Here is a 14,422-nt window from a genome sequence, read left to right on the forward strand (position 1 = left end):
CGGTCGGGCAGCAGGACGAATCGGGATATTGACCCTTCACCACGGATACAATGAAGGTGCAATGCTCCAGGCATTTTCCCTTGCACGAAATCTGGAGAAGTCTGTCCCCGGAGCAAGCGTCGAAATTGTTGACCAGCGATATCCTGCCAAGGTTGCCGTCTATGGCCCCCCCACAAGTGATCGGACCAGGACTCTGGAGACGTTTCTTGATGAAACACTTCCCCTCAGTTCGGATAAGTTTGTGGACGATGGGCACCTTCGTTCTTTTTCCTATGTCCGTACTAACTGTTCTGCAGTGGTCACGGGCAGCGATGAACTGTGGAAGGTGAAATACAGCAGAAAGTTTCTGGGTCTTGTGGCGGAGCAGTCCGACCCCTGGTGCCCTGCCTTTCCCAATGCCTACTGGGCCGATGGCTCCCTTGGCATCCCACGGATTGCCTATGCCGCATCGGTCGGTTCCACTGACTGGCGGACGATTCCGTCCAGACATCGGGAGCAGATGAGGGAGATCCTTTCAGGATACTCTCTCCTTGGAATCCGTGACGAACGCACGCTGCGTTTTCTGGAATGGCTCGATCCACAACTCAGGGAAAAGGGAGAGTGGGTGCCCGATCCTACCTTTTCCTATGACTTCCAGTCACTTGTGGACCGTGAAGCCCTTCGGCGTCGTTTGGAGCAGGCCGGTGTAGATTTTTCAAGGCCACGGGTGGGAGTAGTTCTCATGGATTCACCGCCAGGGAATGCAGTGCTCAGGCAGCTGCGTGAGAAGGGGTGGCAGGTTGTATCCTTTACCCTTGCCAACAAAGAGGCTGACGTGCCTCTCCACGATTTAGGCCTGACGCCGCTGGAGTGGTCCGTTGCTCTCGGCATGATGGACTTCTGCATTCTTCAACGGATGCATGCGTGCATCTCGTGCCTTCTGTCGGGAACCCCGTTTGTTGCCGTTGATTTCTACGGAAACCCTCTCGACGATGACACGAAGCTCAAGGATTTGCTGCGTCGGTTCAATGTCGGTCACTTTTATGCGTCGCCGGCCGAGAACGGAAAGCTGGATCTGGAGCGTCCGGTGCAGCTTATCACTGCTGGAGAGTGGCCGCGGGAGGCAGTAGCACAGACGGTTGTGATGTTCCGCAGAAGGTCTGAAGAGTTCACCGGGAAAGTCAGGGAGGTTATAACTGGTGCCTCCAAGTGAGATAAAAAACGAGCCGCTATCATCCTGCACGACGTTCCGGATCGGCGGTCCAGCGGATCGGCTTGTAACTCCTCCCGATCGTGCGTCCCTCCTGGATACGTTAGCGACGTGCCTGAGAAACCGGACCCCATGTTTCGTCCTGGGGCGTGGCTCCAATGTGCTTTTCAGCGATGCCGGTTTCAGAGGGGTCGTGATCAGAAACACCGCTGCGTGCAATGAACTTGACTACGATGGTGAAACCGTCACGGCGGGTTCCAGTGTGCCGCTCCAGACCTTTATCCGCTTCTGCCATTCACACGGCCTCCACGGCATGGAGTACCTCTATTCGGTTCCGGGAAACATTGGCGGGGCTGTGGTTATGAACGCCGGGAGGGGGGAGTCATACGCGAAGGCCATATCGGACCACATCCTTTCGGTGGATGTCTTTGACGGATCGAAGATAAGAACGATAACCCGCGACGACTGCGGTTTTTCCTACCGCACATCGATTTTTCAGCAGATGCCCGCCTGGGTGATTCTGGGTGCACGGTTCCGGCTTCCTCCGCAGGATCCAGGGGTGGGAGCGAGAAACATAGAGGAGCGAATGGCCGTGGTGCGCGAGCAGCACGATCTCGGGTTTCCGAACGCCGGAACGATCTTCAAGAAGAATTTTGTTCCGCTCCCCGAGATTCTGGGCAAGCGGATTGGCGGTGCGGCCTTTTCGGTGAAAACCCCAGGATGGATTGTCAACGTTGACCATGCGAAGGCAAAGGATGTTCTTGCGCTGATGGCATTTGCCCAGAAGATACATCGGGATAAGAAGCTTCCGGCGCCAATTCCTGAAGTAGTCGTGGTGCGGCAGGGCTTAAGGGAGAGGCTTGCTGCATGGCTGCGGTAAGAAAGGAAGAGGTCGTCTTGCCCCAGCGGGTGCCGATCCTCATGTACCACAGCATCGCTGGGCCCGGTGAGCCTGCAGGGAGATATTCCGTACCTGTTGACCGTTTCCGGAAACAGATTGCCTTTCTTCGGCGCCTGGGTTTTTCCCCCTATACCCTCGACGACCTTGCTGAGGGGCGGGCAGGAGGGGAAAAGCCGGTTGTCATAACCTTCGACGATGGTTATCGCGACAATCTGAAATACGCTCTCCCGGTCCTCGAGGAGTATGGCTTTAAGGCGACATTTTTTATTGTAAGTGGTCTTGCAGGCAAGCGAGCTGAATGGGTACACGGAAGCAGAGAGTTGATGAATTGGGAAGAAATTCGCCAAGTAAGGGATAGAGGAATGAATTTGGGGGCTCATTCTCGGACCCATAAGAGGCTTTCTTCTCTGGATCAATGGCAAATTGTCAGCGAAATTGAGGGATCTCGAAGAGATATAGAGGAAAATACCGGAATATCAGTCCGCCATTTTTCTTACCCGTATGGATGTTATAGTGCTTCGATTGCCGAGACAGTAGGTGACTCAGGTTTTCATACGGCATGTACCACTGATTCAGGGTTTGCTTCAGCATCGCCGTCTTTTATGCGCCTGAGACGGATAGAGGTGACCGGGATGGACTCAGTTTTTATTTTTGGTTGCAAGCTTATTTATGGAGATAACAACCCATCAATTAAACAAAAAATTTTGGGTCTTCTGTACCTGACAGCGGAGATGTTAGCATGGCGTCGTATGCATTTTTGACTCCCTCATATTCAGGAGACCTCGAAAGATTTCTCCTGCTTCGGGAAAGTATTCAGCGTTTTTTCCATGAGAGCTGCAACCATTACGTTGTCGTTCCCAGGGAGGACCGCCACTCGTTTGAGCGTTGCGCAGACAGCGGCGTTCAGGTGCTAGTTCAGGAGGATTTCGTACCGAAGTATTACTACCCAACGCAAGGCTATAGGATCTTGAGCCGTCTCCTGCCGAAAGCACATAAGTGGCGATTTCACCATTTGGGAGGACGTCCAGGGTGGATAACCCAGCAGGTTGTGAAAATTTCTGCGCCGGAGATTGTCCCGACGGCTGATGCCGTCGTCATAATTGATTCGGATGTCGTATTTATGCGCCATTTTTCTTCAGTTGATTTGCATTTAATTGACGATCCTGTTCTGGTGCGAATCACTCCCCAATCCGAATCTGCAAAGCAAAGAGAACATTTTGAAAAGGCGAGGCAGATTCTTCAACTGCCTTCTGGACCAACGGAGCATCATTACATGGGATGGCCTGCTATCTGGTACCGGGAGTGGATTCTCGCGATGCGAAAATATATAGAGAATCTTCACGGTATTAAATGGCAGAGAGTTCTTTATGACCATGGTGTTTTCTCGGAGTACACAATTTATGGTACATTTATCGAAGAGATACTACGACCTGAAAAACTAAAGATACTTGAAACTCCATTTCACCATCTTATCTGGGATGAAACAAGCTATGAGATATTTAGATCGGGACATGCTGAAATTCCTGCTGAAAAGCTGGCAGTGACGATTCAATCAAATATTAAGATCGATCCGAGTGAATACCGAGAGTTGGTTTATCAGTACTGGTCTGGCCTTGCTTCCAATACTATGGGTACTCCTTGATGGGAACTGTAACTTTTGCTGTATGCACTTACAACCGTAAGCAACGTCTACTTCCTCTGATAGAGGCGTTGAAAAATCTTCAATCACCAATCCACTTTGAGATTCTCTTTGTGGACAACAACAGCAATGATGGAACTGCGGAAGTCCTATCGGAGCATTCAGGAGGGTCCCCCTCTCTCCGTTTCGTGACAGAACGCACCCCCGGTATCGTTCCAGCACGTAATCGGGCCATTGAGGAAACGTTAAAGAGAGGGTCCGATTATCTGGTTTTTATCGATGATGATGAAATTCCCTTCCCTGGCATGCTTTCAGCTGCTGTCCATGCTCTTGTTGAGGAAAAGGCAGAGGCTGTGGGAGGGCGTGTTAAGGTTCGTTTCCCCATTGAACGACCAAAATGGCTTGAGGATAATCTCTTAGGGTTTCTCTCAGAGGTGAATTACGGAGAAGAACCATTTTGGATCACCAACGGATCGACCCCAGTATGGACGTCGAACATTGCATATCGGATGGATCTCTTTGCTGATGGGCTTCGCTTTGATTCCCGCTATAACCGCCAGGGATATGCTGTTGGAGGTGGTGAGGACGTCATGATGTTTGAGGAACTCCTGAAGCGGGGTATAAAAATGCGATATCGCCCCGATATGGCGGTCCATCACGATGTGGAGGAGTGGCGAATATCACGGCGATACTTCATAAAGCTTCATTATACTTCTGGCTGGAAGAGTGGAATGTGGGAAGACTCGACCTATAGTCGTGAAATTCTTGGAGTCCCTCCCTTTTTGGTTACCCAGGCATTTCGTCATTTCATGCATGCCGTACCTTTACTTGTTGGAGGGAGGCAAGGGGCGATGCGACAGGCAATGACTGCCGCACACTCGTTCGGGATGATCGGTGGCAGATATAGCCGCTGGATGGATCTGAGAAAACGGGAGGAGACGCTTTGAAGGTTTCCGTGGTCATGACGGTGCTCAACGAAGAGCTCTCCCTCTCTTCTCTCCTCGAAGCCCTCCTCTCTCAGTCGAGGCAGCCGGACGAGATTGTCATAGTTGACGGCGGATCAACGGACGGAACACTCAAGCTTTTGGAGCGATATGCGGGTGAAGGCTCGAGAATTCGCGTTCACCGCGCCCCTGGCGTCAACATCGCTCGCGGAAGAAACATCGGGATTGCCGAGGCGAAGAGTGACATCATCGCCGTGACAGACGGCGGATGTATACCAGAAGGTGCGTGGCTGGAGGAATTACTCAAGAGGTTCACCGATCCCGACATCGCAGCGGTGGCCGGTTCGTTCAGGGGTGAGTGGACCACCAGATTTGAGTATTACGCGGCTCTTCTCGCCGTCCCTCGAGAGTCGGACGCTGGAGCCGAAGAACCCTCCTTGTTTTTCGGTCGTTCCTCCGCCTTTCGCAAGAACGCGTGGGAGCAGGCTGGAGGGTATCCTGAGTGGTTGTACACCGGTGAGGACACCCTGTTTGCTCTGCGGTTCAAAGAGTTAGGGTGCCGGATTGCGTCTGCGCCGCTGGCGGTTGTTCGCTGGAGGCCTCGGCCGAATCTACGCAAACTGGCAAAGATGTATTTCCTGTATGGCAGGGGAAACGGTCGGATCCTTTTGGGCAGCGTTAGCGGGTCGCTTTACTGGATACGGTATCATGCCGCATGGATTCTCTGCATTATTGGAGGAGTGTTTTTCCCGTTGCTGTGGATTCCAGCGGTCCTTGTTCTTATGTATCTTTACCTGATCGCTGCTCTTCCTGTGGTGCGGGGACTGAGAGGAGAGTGCAATAGCTTTTTCTGTGAATTTTACATTCCTCTCATTGTCTTGACGAGAAATGTCACAACCAATGCTGGATTTCTTCTTGGGTGGTGGGAAAATAGATTCCGTCCAGAGTTCCGTGATTGTCTGGAGCGCTATAGAGGGGCAACGGTATCATGAGTTGCGGTCAATGCCCCCTTGTTACAGTCATAGTCCCTGCGTACAATTCCTCAGCATTCATTGATGAAAGTTTGGAATCTGTAAAAAAGCAGACTTACCGCCCCATCGAGGTCATCATTGTTGACGACGGATCAACAGATGATACTTGGGGAAAGATCATCTCGTTTCGTGATCGGAGTGAAGAGGCGGATGAGATCACGGTGCGCTGCATTCGTCAGGAGAATGGTGGACCTTCCCGAGCCCGTAATGCCGGTATTCGCGTCGCAACCGGCAAGTACCTTTGCATGCTGGATGCCGACGATTGGTGGCCTGAAGACAAGTTGGAACAGCAAGTCCGATTTCTCGAGGAAAGGCCAACTCTGGCGATGACGTTTGGGGACTCCCGATTTTTCCGTGGGTCTGATGAAGTGGTTACTCCTTCTGTTTTTCGGAAGTACGGTCATCTTGTCAGCGCCCTTGATAACCCGGAAGGGATTACGGGACTTTTTGAAAAATTGCTTATGCGTGATTTGATCCTTACCGGGACGGAGATGACACGCCGTGAATGCATCGTTTCGGTTGGCTGCTACGATGAGTCGCTGGGCCATGCCGAGGACGTTCACCTATGGTTGAAGCTTGCTGCCCGCTATAAGGTGGGATTTATCGATAAAATAATGCTTTGCCGCAGGCTTCATGATTCAAATACTTCCAGAGATTTTATTGCTTCCAACCTCAATGGTCTTCGGGCAATCGAGAGTATTCGAATCCTCTGCCCCGAGCAGGCGTCTCAGCATTGGCAAATTTTTCGTCGGAAACTGCGGGATATCCATTTTACCCGGGGATACTATCTTTTTTCCGGTATGAAATTGCGAGAAGCCAGGGCGGCTTTCCGTGCGAGCTTGCGGTATCAGGTGACCCGGTCAGGGCTCATTTATTGGGCATCGACTTTTCTCCCCACATCGCTGATACACAGGATCAGAGCATTTCGCGAAGGTGCAGGGCATATGGAGAGTCCGGGGGCATGACAGAGCTAAAACAGGTCCTCTACGTCCACTCGGGCGACAACTGGATCGCAGGTAGTGAGCGGGTTCTTCTGGATATTGTGGAGTCTCTTGACCGGAGTCGATTCCGTCCCACGGCCCTCTGTAAGAGCGAGGTCCTTGCCAAGGAACTGGCTGCAAGAGGTGTCAAGACGAAGGTATTTCCGCTTGCGACGGTTCTCCCTTACGGAGGAAGGAGCCTTCGTGCCTACCTTCAATCAGTCGCCCAGGTACGCAATATGGTCCGGGAAGAAAGCATAGACTTGGTTCATGCTACGAGTGCCATTTCCATGCAGTATGTACTTCCAGTGGCGAAAATGAGAGGTATTTCAGCTATAGCCCATGTTCAAGGGAAACACCTGAAGAGTTCCAGGGTGGGTGCGTTCATCGCTTGGGCAGACGCCGTAGTTGCTGTCTCCACATGGATTTCCCGTGATTACCGAATAGCTGGTAACAGACTATCAATTGTCTCTGACGGCATAAACACTGATCGTTTTTGCAGAAACATAGTGGAGCGGGAGCGACTTCGGCTAGAGCTAGGCATTGCCACCGACGAGCCAGTGGTGGGAATGGTGGGCCAACTTCTTCCCGGCAAGAGACCCCTGCTTTTTGTAGACATCGCTTCGGTTGTCTGCACCAAATTCCCTAGGGCGAGGTTTATCCTTGCCGGGGCGGGTGAGCTTGAAAAGGATGTCGTTGCGGCAGTTGAGGCAGCTGGCCTCTCAGGTCGAATCTTGGTTCTAGGCTACCGTGCTGACGTTCCTGCCCTCCTTTCTGCAATGGATATTTTCCTCTTCACCTCCTGCAATGAGGCGTTAGGACTAGCTCCGTTGGAGGCCGCAAGCTCAGGGCTACCGGTGGTGGCAGGGGCCGCAACGGCCCTGCCGGAGGTGGTTGAGGATGGGACAACGGGATTCTTGGTTGATCCGGACAATGTGGGCGCATACGCGGAGAAATGCGTGCAGTTGATCGAAGATGAGGCTTTGGCCCAGCGAATGGGTGCAGCTGGCAGAGAAATGATTTTCCGAAAGTTCAGTCTTGAGGCATTCAGGATGAATATCGACCAACTGTACCGGAGGCTCCTTCAGTGCTGAGAGAAAAGCGGCGTATCCTCTATTGCGAGAATGGGGTCGGCTACGGCGGGGCCGTGATCAGTCTCATTAACCTGTTGGAGGCTCTCGACCGTGACGAGTTTGAACCACATGTCCTCACGACTGCATCGTCTGGAGAGTATCGACGCTTCGGCCCCGTTTCTGTTTGGGCTACGATGAGCGGGAAATTCTTCGATCCCGGGAAAGTGGCCGCGGCTCTCCCTTCATTTCCCCTTCGCAGCAAGCTCCTGTCTCTGGCGGACTATCTCTTCAATGTCTTCCCCCAAGCGTTCGCAATCATCACCTATGCCCGGAGGAACAGGATAGACATCATTCACATCAATAATGATCCTGTGGGCAACCTCTCTGGTGTTATCGCTGCACGTATTGTTGGTATCCCGTGTGTCTGCCATGTTCGGGGTACCCTTTGGGATTCATCTCTGACTAAAAGGGTGATGGGGGCCATCGACTACTTCTTGCCGGTCTCAAAGTTTATCCGGGACGAGGTTTTGAAGTTTGGTGTTTCGCCCGAGCGAGTGACGATTGTACCTGAGGGGTTCGACTTCTCACGTTTTTCGGATAAGACAGAGTTGAACATACGTGATGAGTTCGGGATTCCTGCCGATGCCCCACTTGTTGGGATAGCCGGGGTATTGATGGAATGGAAGGGGCAGGAAACGGTTATTAGAAGCATGCGGCACGTTCTTGAAATCTTTCCCGAGTGTCGCTTGATCATAATGGGAGAGGCTCCTGAGGGGCATGAATGGTATCGGGAACGGCTCGAAAGTGTGGCTGAGGAAACAGGAACCTCGAATCGTATTGTTTTTACGGGCTTTCGTAAAGACACGGAGCAGATCTTCCGGCAGCTCGATATTGTCGTTCATGCTTCCCTGTCGCCTGAACCATTCGGGAGAGTCATTGTTGAGGGTATGGCGGCAGGAGCTGCAGTGGTGGCATCGGCTTTAGGGGCTCCCCCGGAGATCCTCGAGGAGGGTGTCACGGGGATGCTTGTCCCTCCAGGAGACCCCTATGCCTTGGGACAAGCCCTTGTGAAACTCCTTGCGGACGATAAGCTTAGGAGACGAATCGGCAAGGCCGCTCGCGAGGAAGCACTATCCGTGTATGGCTTAGATAAGCATGCACAACTGGTAGAAGGGGTCTACCGGCAATTGAGAAAAACTAGGAGGTAGCAAATGAGAAAATGTTTTTTCGTCTCAGCTTTTTTAATTTCGGCTTTTGTTATCGTCTTTTCAAGTAGTTCATTCGCACGTACCAATCCCAATACGCACATGGATCAAGGCATTCAGGCTATGTCGAAGGGTGATTTCAAAACTGCTGTAGGGGAGTTCAAGGGAGCGATCTGGTATTTCATAGAAGAAAAGGTGCAAAAAAATTGGCCTTTTGAGCCGAATGACCATGAACGTGGATCAATGTGCTATTTATACCGAGGGATGTCCTATCTCCGTCTGCAAAATACGCAATTGGCTTTGGAAGACTTTAAAAGTGCAGAAAAGTGGTCGGATGGCATGCCGGATGTCCAGATGAACATTGCCACCGAATACTACAAGCTTGGTCGTCATGATGATGCAATACGCTTGTATGGAAAGGTATTGGAGAAACAACCGGAAAGAGGCCTTGCACACTACTTTATAGGGTTTCCATATATGAAGAAGAAGGATTACGAGCGTGCATGGTTTCATGCACTTAAGGCCAAGGAACTGGGTGTCAATCAGACGGGACTTATTAACAAACTTGAGGCAGTGGCTCCAAAACGGCAGACGAAGTGACAATGTTAACAACGGGTCCGTAAAGAATGTGTTTTACTTTCCAGGGTAATCATGCGTGATATTTTTGTAGTCCTATTTACTTGTGGAGCGTGCATAACCGCTTTGCGTCGCCCTTGGCTCGGTGTGATCGGTTTAGCCATTATGGCCTATCTGAATCCTCATCGGTATGCCTGGGGCTTCTCAATGACGCTTCCGCTCTATTTTGTACTCTTTATAGCGACATGCATTGGCATTTTTCTTAACCCTTCAGAACGACAACCATTCCCTAGGACTCGTGAGACTTTCCTTTTCGTTCTCCTTTTGCTCTGGTTTACGGTAACAACTTTCATATCCCCTGATTTTCCTCTTGCCGCTCGGGAGCAGTGGATGAAGGTCATGAAGATTTACATCGGAATATTCCCGACGCTCTGGCTTATCAATTCTCGCGAAAAACTTCGCTGGCTGATTGTGGCAATCGCGGTTTCGTTCGGATTCATCGGCTTCAAGGGGGGGCTCTTTTCTCTCGCTACTGGTTTTCACTACCGGGTCTGGGGGCCAGATAACACCTTCTACGCAGGAAACAATGAGATAGCCTTGGCGCTCAATATGTCGCTTCCCCTCATCGCGCTTGCTGCCCGGGAGGCGTCGAGCAGAAACGTCAGGCTCTTTTTCTACGCCATGTTTTCCCTTTCGGTTTGTTCGGTGGTCGGGTCGTGGTCCCGGGGTGGGCTTCTTGCCTTGGCGGTTGTCTTGTCGGGGATCGTTCTCATGGGCAAGAGGAAATGGTTGGTGATTCCATTGCTCATTATCGGTGTAACGTTTATTGTGCCTCGGCTTCCAGAAGAATGGTTTTCACGGATGGATACCATAAAGACATACGATGAGGACCTGTCGGTACAGGGTCGATTTCTTGCGTGGGAATACGCCATGAACAAGGCAAATCAAAGTCCCATAACAGGAGGAGGGTTTGAAACGTTCAGGGGGGCCTGGGTCGATGCTCACAGTGCATATTTTGAAGTCTTGGGAGAGCATGGCTATGTGGGGCTTTTCCTATGGCTCTCTCTGATAGGAGGGACATTGTTGAAGCTCCATCGCTTGACGAGGGTGTGGCGAAATCACTCGGACCATTGGATTATCCGGTACGCACGGGCGATTCAATTGTCGATAGTTGCCTATCTGGCAGGAGGCTTGGCCCTCGGTGTTGCATACTGGGACATCCTTTACCACCTTGTGGCTGTAACGGTTGTGCTCACAGTTATTTCCCGACAGGAATCTCTTGTTTTTCAGCCAGTTAACGAATTCGCTCCGTTTTCTGCCCATGCGCCTGCCCATGCGGTTACAGGGAGTGGCAAATGAGCAGGGTCCTTGCGGTTTCATTGACAGCCTTGGGAGATACGTTACTCTCTCTTCCTGCCCTGAAATCTCTCCATGAGGCGTTCCCGGAAAGTCGAATTGCATTCCTTGTTCGCCCACCGTTCAGCCGTTTGTACGAAGAGTCTGGCGTTGCCGATGAAGTAATCGCTATGCCAACCCCATCGACCAAAAATCTAAAAGGTTGCGTTACACTTGCGAGGATGTATCAAGCAATTGCCCGTTTTTCACCTGATACAGCAGTCATTTTTTCCGGATCTCCTGATTACGTTGTGCCGCTTTTGCGGTTGGCTGGTGCAAAGAGGGTCGTTCATGTTCCAAACCGTCATCGTTTCCGGTTTCTTTTGTCTAACCGGGCCCTCTCTCCCACAAGTGAATGGGATGTCAGGGAACACGCGGTGGAGGACCGACTCAGGGCAGTTCGGCTCTTGGGAGTCAAAGCGGCAACTGAACCTCTGACGCTGCCGGTTCAGGAGGGTTGGAAGAGTGAAGCGTTGGCGTGGCTCTCCGGTAAGGGGTGGAAGGGAAAGCAGTTGATCGTCTTTCAGCTCTGTTCAAGCAACTTCCGGAGGGCGTGGCCCCGGGAAAGGTTTTCTCGTCTTGCCTGTGACCTCTTTGTCGAATCCCCCGACGCAATCTGCGTTCTCACGGGGGCTCCTGATGAACGAGAATATTGTGAGGGAGTGCGGGAAATGGCGAATGATGCCCGGGTTGTCGTGAGTGCAGGAGAGCTCAGCCTTACTGGGCTTGCTGGGCTCCTTTCTCTTGCGGATCTCGTGGTGACTCCAGATACTGGCACTATGCACCTGGCCCATGCAGTACGGGCGCCCACAGTGTCTTTGTACGGTCTGTATGACCTTCATAGGACGATCCCGCTTGACGATGTGCACCCCCATATAGAGATTCAGAGGTTCCCACCGAATCATCCTCATAGTAAACCCGAAGACAGGGATAACGCCGGGATGCAGTTCATTCCCTATGAGGACGTTTTCAACGCATGCATGAAAATACTTGCAATTCGGTCGTCAAGATTACCGATAAGCGAACTTACTGCTTAATACGAGGATATTTATCTTATGGGAATTGTACAAGAAGTTGCCCGCATGTATTTTTCTTACTTCCCCATTGAAAAAGGGAAATGGTTTTTTTGGCAGTTATTCAATAGCAGATGTACTACTTGCCCACCTGCTGTCATTGAGTACCCACTCAAGTACGGTATCTCTATGCGCCTTAACACCGGCGATAAACTCGACTATTTCATATATTACTGGAGATGCTGGGAGCCGAACGAGACATGGCTGATCAGGCAAATCTTGCGACCCGGAGACACATTTGTGGATATCGGGGCAAATATCGGATATTTTTCGCTGCTCGCAGGGAAAATAATTGGTGCCAAGGGCCAAGTACATGCTTTTGAACCGGTCCCGCCGACAGTCGAAAAGTTGCGACACAATGTTGCTATCAATAAATTCACCAACGTAATGATCCATGACTACGCCCTTGCGGATAAGGAAGGAAGTGTCAGGATTAACCAACTGATTGAGCACAATCCAGGCATGAATTCGATGCGTGCCGATATTTCGGGGACGGGGAAGTTCTGGGATATTCCAGCCAAACAACTTGACAGTGTGTTGGCAGATTCGGGACCCATCAGGCTCGTTAAGATTGATGTCGAGGGTGCTGAAATGTTGGTTCTTAATGGGTTCCGTAAACATTTGGCGGCAAATGACGCACCGGCGATTTTATGCGAGGTGACAGGTTCATATATGCGTTCCCTGGGAAGCAGTCCAGAGGAGCTTTTCAGTGTTATGAATGAACTTGGCTACAGGGGATACCTGTTGGATAATCTTAAGTTGACACCAGCCAGTTACAGCGATCTGCTGGCCCTTTGCACTGATAGTGCGCCGAACGTTCTTTTTTCTAAGACGAGCCCACTTGGTTAGATTAAGGTGATTCCTTTGATTCGAAATATTCTCAACTTTGCTGTAATTACGTTGGCGGTTGCAGTAATCATGAACCACAATTTCTCTTGGGGGGCGTCGAGAGAAGCCTCAAAGAGTAAAGGTGTTTCATACGTTTCGTCTCTCGCCAGTTTTGAGTCAGAAATCCCCAGCAGTGACTTGGGCGATCCCATCGGCTTCCGTCAGTCCGACTTCTACCGCGGCAAACTGGCTGAAAGCGGCGCGGATGGGTCAAAGAAGAGCGCTACATTCAGGTTGGAACCGGGCAAGGATAACGATCTCTTTTTTCAGGGGAGCGTGCGCAGGCGTTATCTGGTTACCAGAAACGAGCGTTATCTCAAGATCGGCCCCAACGTCTTTTCCATGTGGATCCATCTGCCGGAGGAAAGCCAATTGATCGCTAGAGATGGGGACGCGACAGCAGAGGGGAAACCGTTGCCGAACAGCCTGGGTATCTGGACCTACCACTGGCGCTCCGGCGACATGGGGGTGGGTGGGAAGAGCAACAAGAGCTTGGCGACTGACTCCAATATGCACGGTTACGCAGATTTCTCTTTTACCGAAAAGGCTGCGGGCAGGTGGGTTAAGGTAACACTATCGCCATCGGCCTTCAGGATATCCCGGAACTACTATCACTTCTTTGCTGCCCAGGCGGTGACCGATGACTTGGAGCTTTTTCCGTCCCTCAGGCAGCTCCAGTTCCATGTCCACCCGAAAATCGAGAAACCTGAACTGCTTCAGATCGACGAGATAAAACTCGAACGCCGTGAACCAACGGCTCGATTCGCGAGGGAGTTTCATTCAGCCGTGGTGAAAAAAGATGCCGGCGATGTCGTTGTGCCGGTGACTATCAGGAATCCGACGGACCGGGAACGACGCTATCGGGTCTACATCAGCAGCTTCCTCGGCGCGGTGCGGGAGACCTTGCACAAAGCGTTGGTGGAGTCTGATGATCTCTCCATCATGCGTCAGCTTCAGCAGGAAGTTAAAGGGGATGGCGGTCTGGGTGCCGTCGAGCTGCTTTTCGAGAATGGGCCCCCCGTAATCGCCTCGGCCCGCGACATTATCATTCCCGCCGGCGGTTCATGGAAGGGAAAGCTGGTGCATCATGTGAAGCCGGAGATGCTGGGCGTGAAGGTGATGGCCGTAAAAGAGGGCAGGTTATTCTCGGCAAAGCGTGACACCCTGACCACATCGGTGATCGTCTGGGATCCTTACGATCCTGCCAACGGCGAAATGGATTTCGTGAAGGTGAATCCCCATAACTCCGATGACGAAAACCGCTCACTGCCGCCAGGATTTCCGAAGCCCAAGCGACCTGCGGAAGGGTGGAGGAGTGAGGATATTCCTCTCAACCAGGTTGGAGGGTATTTTGTCTCGGTGCTGACGCTTGAGTGAAGCGAATGAACTATTACCACGGCAATTAAATAGTGCATAAAAAGCCGGTTTGTGATATCGTTCGGGCATGGAAAAGATCGATGCACGAACACTGAATCAAGAAGCGCAGGAGGCCTTGCGGAACCAGATCATAAGGCTGCGCAGGGCTGGT

The 14,422-nt window shown here is 51.6% G+C and carries 14 protein-coding genes; all 14 read left to right on the plus strand.

Translation table 11 applies throughout. The features are described 5' to 3' along the window. The first annotated feature begins 61 nt into the window (after positions 1-61). The 14 genes from RCH91_RS19990 to RCH91_RS20055 all read left to right on the plus strand — a co-directional run bounded on the left by RCH91_RS19990 (position 62) and on the right by RCH91_RS20055 (position 14,271). A complete protein-coding gene (locus RCH91_RS19990) occupies positions 62-1,192 on the plus strand; it encodes a polysaccharide pyruvyl transferase family protein (RefSeq protein WP_306536988.1) in 1,131 nt (376 codons plus the stop codon). Next, positions 1,179-2,069 (plus strand): UDP-N-acetylmuramate dehydrogenase, encoded by an 891-nt coding sequence (locus RCH91_RS19995; protein WP_306536990.1) that lies wholly within the window; start codon positions 1,179-1,181, stop codon positions 2,067-2,069. The genes RCH91_RS19990 and RCH91_RS19995 overlap by 14 nt, the downstream gene beginning before the upstream one ends. Beyond that, positions 2,057-2,851, plus strand: a complete 795-nt coding sequence (locus RCH91_RS20000; RefSeq protein ID WP_306536992.1) for a polysaccharide deacetylase family protein — start codon at positions 2,057-2,059, stop codon at positions 2,849-2,851. Before RCH91_RS19995 ends, RCH91_RS20000 begins: the two co-directional genes overlap by 13 nt. Beyond that, the gene (locus RCH91_RS20005; protein ID WP_306536994.1) at positions 2,830-3,732 is read left to right on the plus strand and encodes a DUF6492 family protein; all 903 of its coding nucleotides are present in this window, start codon (positions 2,830-2,832) and stop codon (positions 3,730-3,732) included. The genes RCH91_RS20000 and RCH91_RS20005 overlap by 22 nt, the downstream gene beginning before the upstream one ends. After that, positions 3,732-4,676 carry a glycosyltransferase family 2 protein gene (locus tag RCH91_RS20010; RefSeq protein WP_306536996.1) on the plus strand — a complete coding sequence of 315 codons (945 nt, stop codon included), beginning with the start codon at positions 3,732-3,734 and terminating at the stop codon, positions 4,674-4,676. The genes RCH91_RS20005 and RCH91_RS20010 overlap by 1 nt, the downstream gene beginning before the upstream one ends. Further along, positions 4,673-5,665, plus strand: a complete 993-nt coding sequence (locus tag RCH91_RS20015; RefSeq protein ID WP_306536998.1) for a glycosyltransferase — start codon at positions 4,673-4,675, stop codon at positions 5,663-5,665. Before RCH91_RS20010 ends, RCH91_RS20015 begins: the two co-directional genes overlap by 4 nt. After that, entirely contained in the window at positions 5,662-6,669 is a 1,008-nt protein-coding gene (locus RCH91_RS20020; protein WP_306537000.1) for a glycosyltransferase family A protein, read from the plus strand. The genes RCH91_RS20015 and RCH91_RS20020 overlap by 4 nt, the downstream gene beginning before the upstream one ends. Continuing rightward, positions 6,666-7,778 carry a glycosyltransferase family 4 protein gene (locus tag RCH91_RS20025; protein ID WP_306537002.1) on the plus strand — a complete coding sequence of 371 codons (1,113 nt, stop codon included), beginning with the start codon at positions 6,666-6,668 and terminating at the stop codon, positions 7,776-7,778. Before RCH91_RS20020 ends, RCH91_RS20025 begins: the two co-directional genes overlap by 4 nt. Further along, positions 7,772-8,965, plus strand: coding sequence for a glycosyltransferase family 4 protein (locus RCH91_RS20030; RefSeq protein WP_306537004.1), 1,194 nt, complete (start codon positions 7,772-7,774; stop codon positions 8,963-8,965). The genes RCH91_RS20025 and RCH91_RS20030 overlap by 7 nt, the downstream gene beginning before the upstream one ends. Before the next feature lie 3 nt (positions 8,966-8,968). Continuing rightward, positions 8,969-9,562, plus strand: coding sequence for a tetratricopeptide repeat protein (locus RCH91_RS20035; RefSeq protein WP_306537006.1), 594 nt, complete (start codon positions 8,969-8,971; stop codon positions 9,560-9,562). Positions 9,563-9,613: 51 nt separating this feature from the next. Then, positions 9,614-10,897 carry a putative O-glycosylation ligase, exosortase A system-associated gene (locus RCH91_RS20040; RefSeq protein ID WP_306537008.1) on the plus strand — a complete coding sequence of 428 codons (1,284 nt, stop codon included), beginning with the start codon at positions 9,614-9,616 and terminating at the stop codon, positions 10,895-10,897. Continuing rightward, positions 10,894-11,970 carry a glycosyltransferase family 9 protein gene (locus RCH91_RS20045; RefSeq protein ID WP_306537010.1) on the plus strand — a complete coding sequence of 359 codons (1,077 nt, stop codon included), beginning with the start codon at positions 10,894-10,896 and terminating at the stop codon, positions 11,968-11,970. Before RCH91_RS20040 ends, RCH91_RS20045 begins: the two co-directional genes overlap by 4 nt. 18 nt (positions 11,971-11,988) lie before the next feature. Then, the gene (locus RCH91_RS20050; protein WP_306537012.1) at positions 11,989-12,855 is read left to right on the plus strand and encodes an FkbM family methyltransferase; all 867 of its coding nucleotides are present in this window, start codon (positions 11,989-11,991) and stop codon (positions 12,853-12,855) included. 69 nt (positions 12,856-12,924) lie between these two features. After that, complete coding sequence (locus tag RCH91_RS20055) at positions 12,925-14,271, plus strand: hypothetical protein (protein ID WP_306537014.1); 1,347 nt, start codon at positions 12,925-12,927, stop codon at positions 14,269-14,271. Positions 14,272-14,422: the final 151 nt, after the last annotated feature.

Source organism: Geobacter sp., from assembly GCF_030834625.1.
In the GTDB taxonomy this organism is placed as follows: domain Bacteria; phylum Desulfobacterota; class Desulfuromonadia; order Geobacterales; family Geobacteraceae; genus Geobacter.

What these genes read in the sequence shown, in the direction of transcription:
- RCH91_RS20020 (WP_306537000.1), top strand. Translation starts at nt 5,662, where the DNA reads ATGAGTTGCGGTCAATGCCCCCTTGTTACAGTCATAGTCCCTGCGTAC.
- RCH91_RS20055 (WP_306537014.1), top strand. Translation starts at nt 12,925, where the DNA reads ATGAACCACAATTTCTCTTGGGGGGCGTCGAGAGAAGCCTCAAAGAGT.
- RCH91_RS20050 (WP_306537012.1), top strand. Translation starts at nt 11,989, where the DNA reads ATGGGAATTGTACAAGAAGTTGCCCGCATGTATTTTTCTTACTTCCCC.
- RCH91_RS20035 (WP_306537006.1), top strand. Translation starts at nt 8,969, where the DNA reads ATGAGAAAATGTTTTTTCGTCTCAGCTTTTTTAATTTCGGCTTTTGTT.
- RCH91_RS20025 (WP_306537002.1), top strand. Translation starts at nt 6,666, where the DNA reads ATGACAGAGCTAAAACAGGTCCTCTACGTCCACTCGGGCGACAACTGG.
- RCH91_RS20040 (WP_306537008.1), top strand. Translation starts at nt 9,614, where the DNA reads ATGCGTGATATTTTTGTAGTCCTATTTACTTGTGGAGCGTGCATAACC.
- RCH91_RS20000 (WP_306536992.1), top strand. Translation starts at nt 2,057, where the DNA reads ATGGCTGCGGTAAGAAAGGAAGAGGTCGTCTTGCCCCAGCGGGTGCCG.
- RCH91_RS19990 (WP_306536988.1), top strand. Translation starts at nt 62, where the DNA reads ATGCTCCAGGCATTTTCCCTTGCACGAAATCTGGAGAAGTCTGTCCCC.
- RCH91_RS20005 (WP_306536994.1), top strand. Translation starts at nt 2,830, where the DNA reads ATGGCGTCGTATGCATTTTTGACTCCCTCATATTCAGGAGACCTCGAA.
- RCH91_RS20010 (WP_306536996.1), top strand. Translation starts at nt 3,732, where the DNA reads ATGGGAACTGTAACTTTTGCTGTATGCACTTACAACCGTAAGCAACGT.
- RCH91_RS20045 (WP_306537010.1), top strand. Translation starts at nt 10,894, where the DNA reads ATGAGCAGGGTCCTTGCGGTTTCATTGACAGCCTTGGGAGATACGTTA.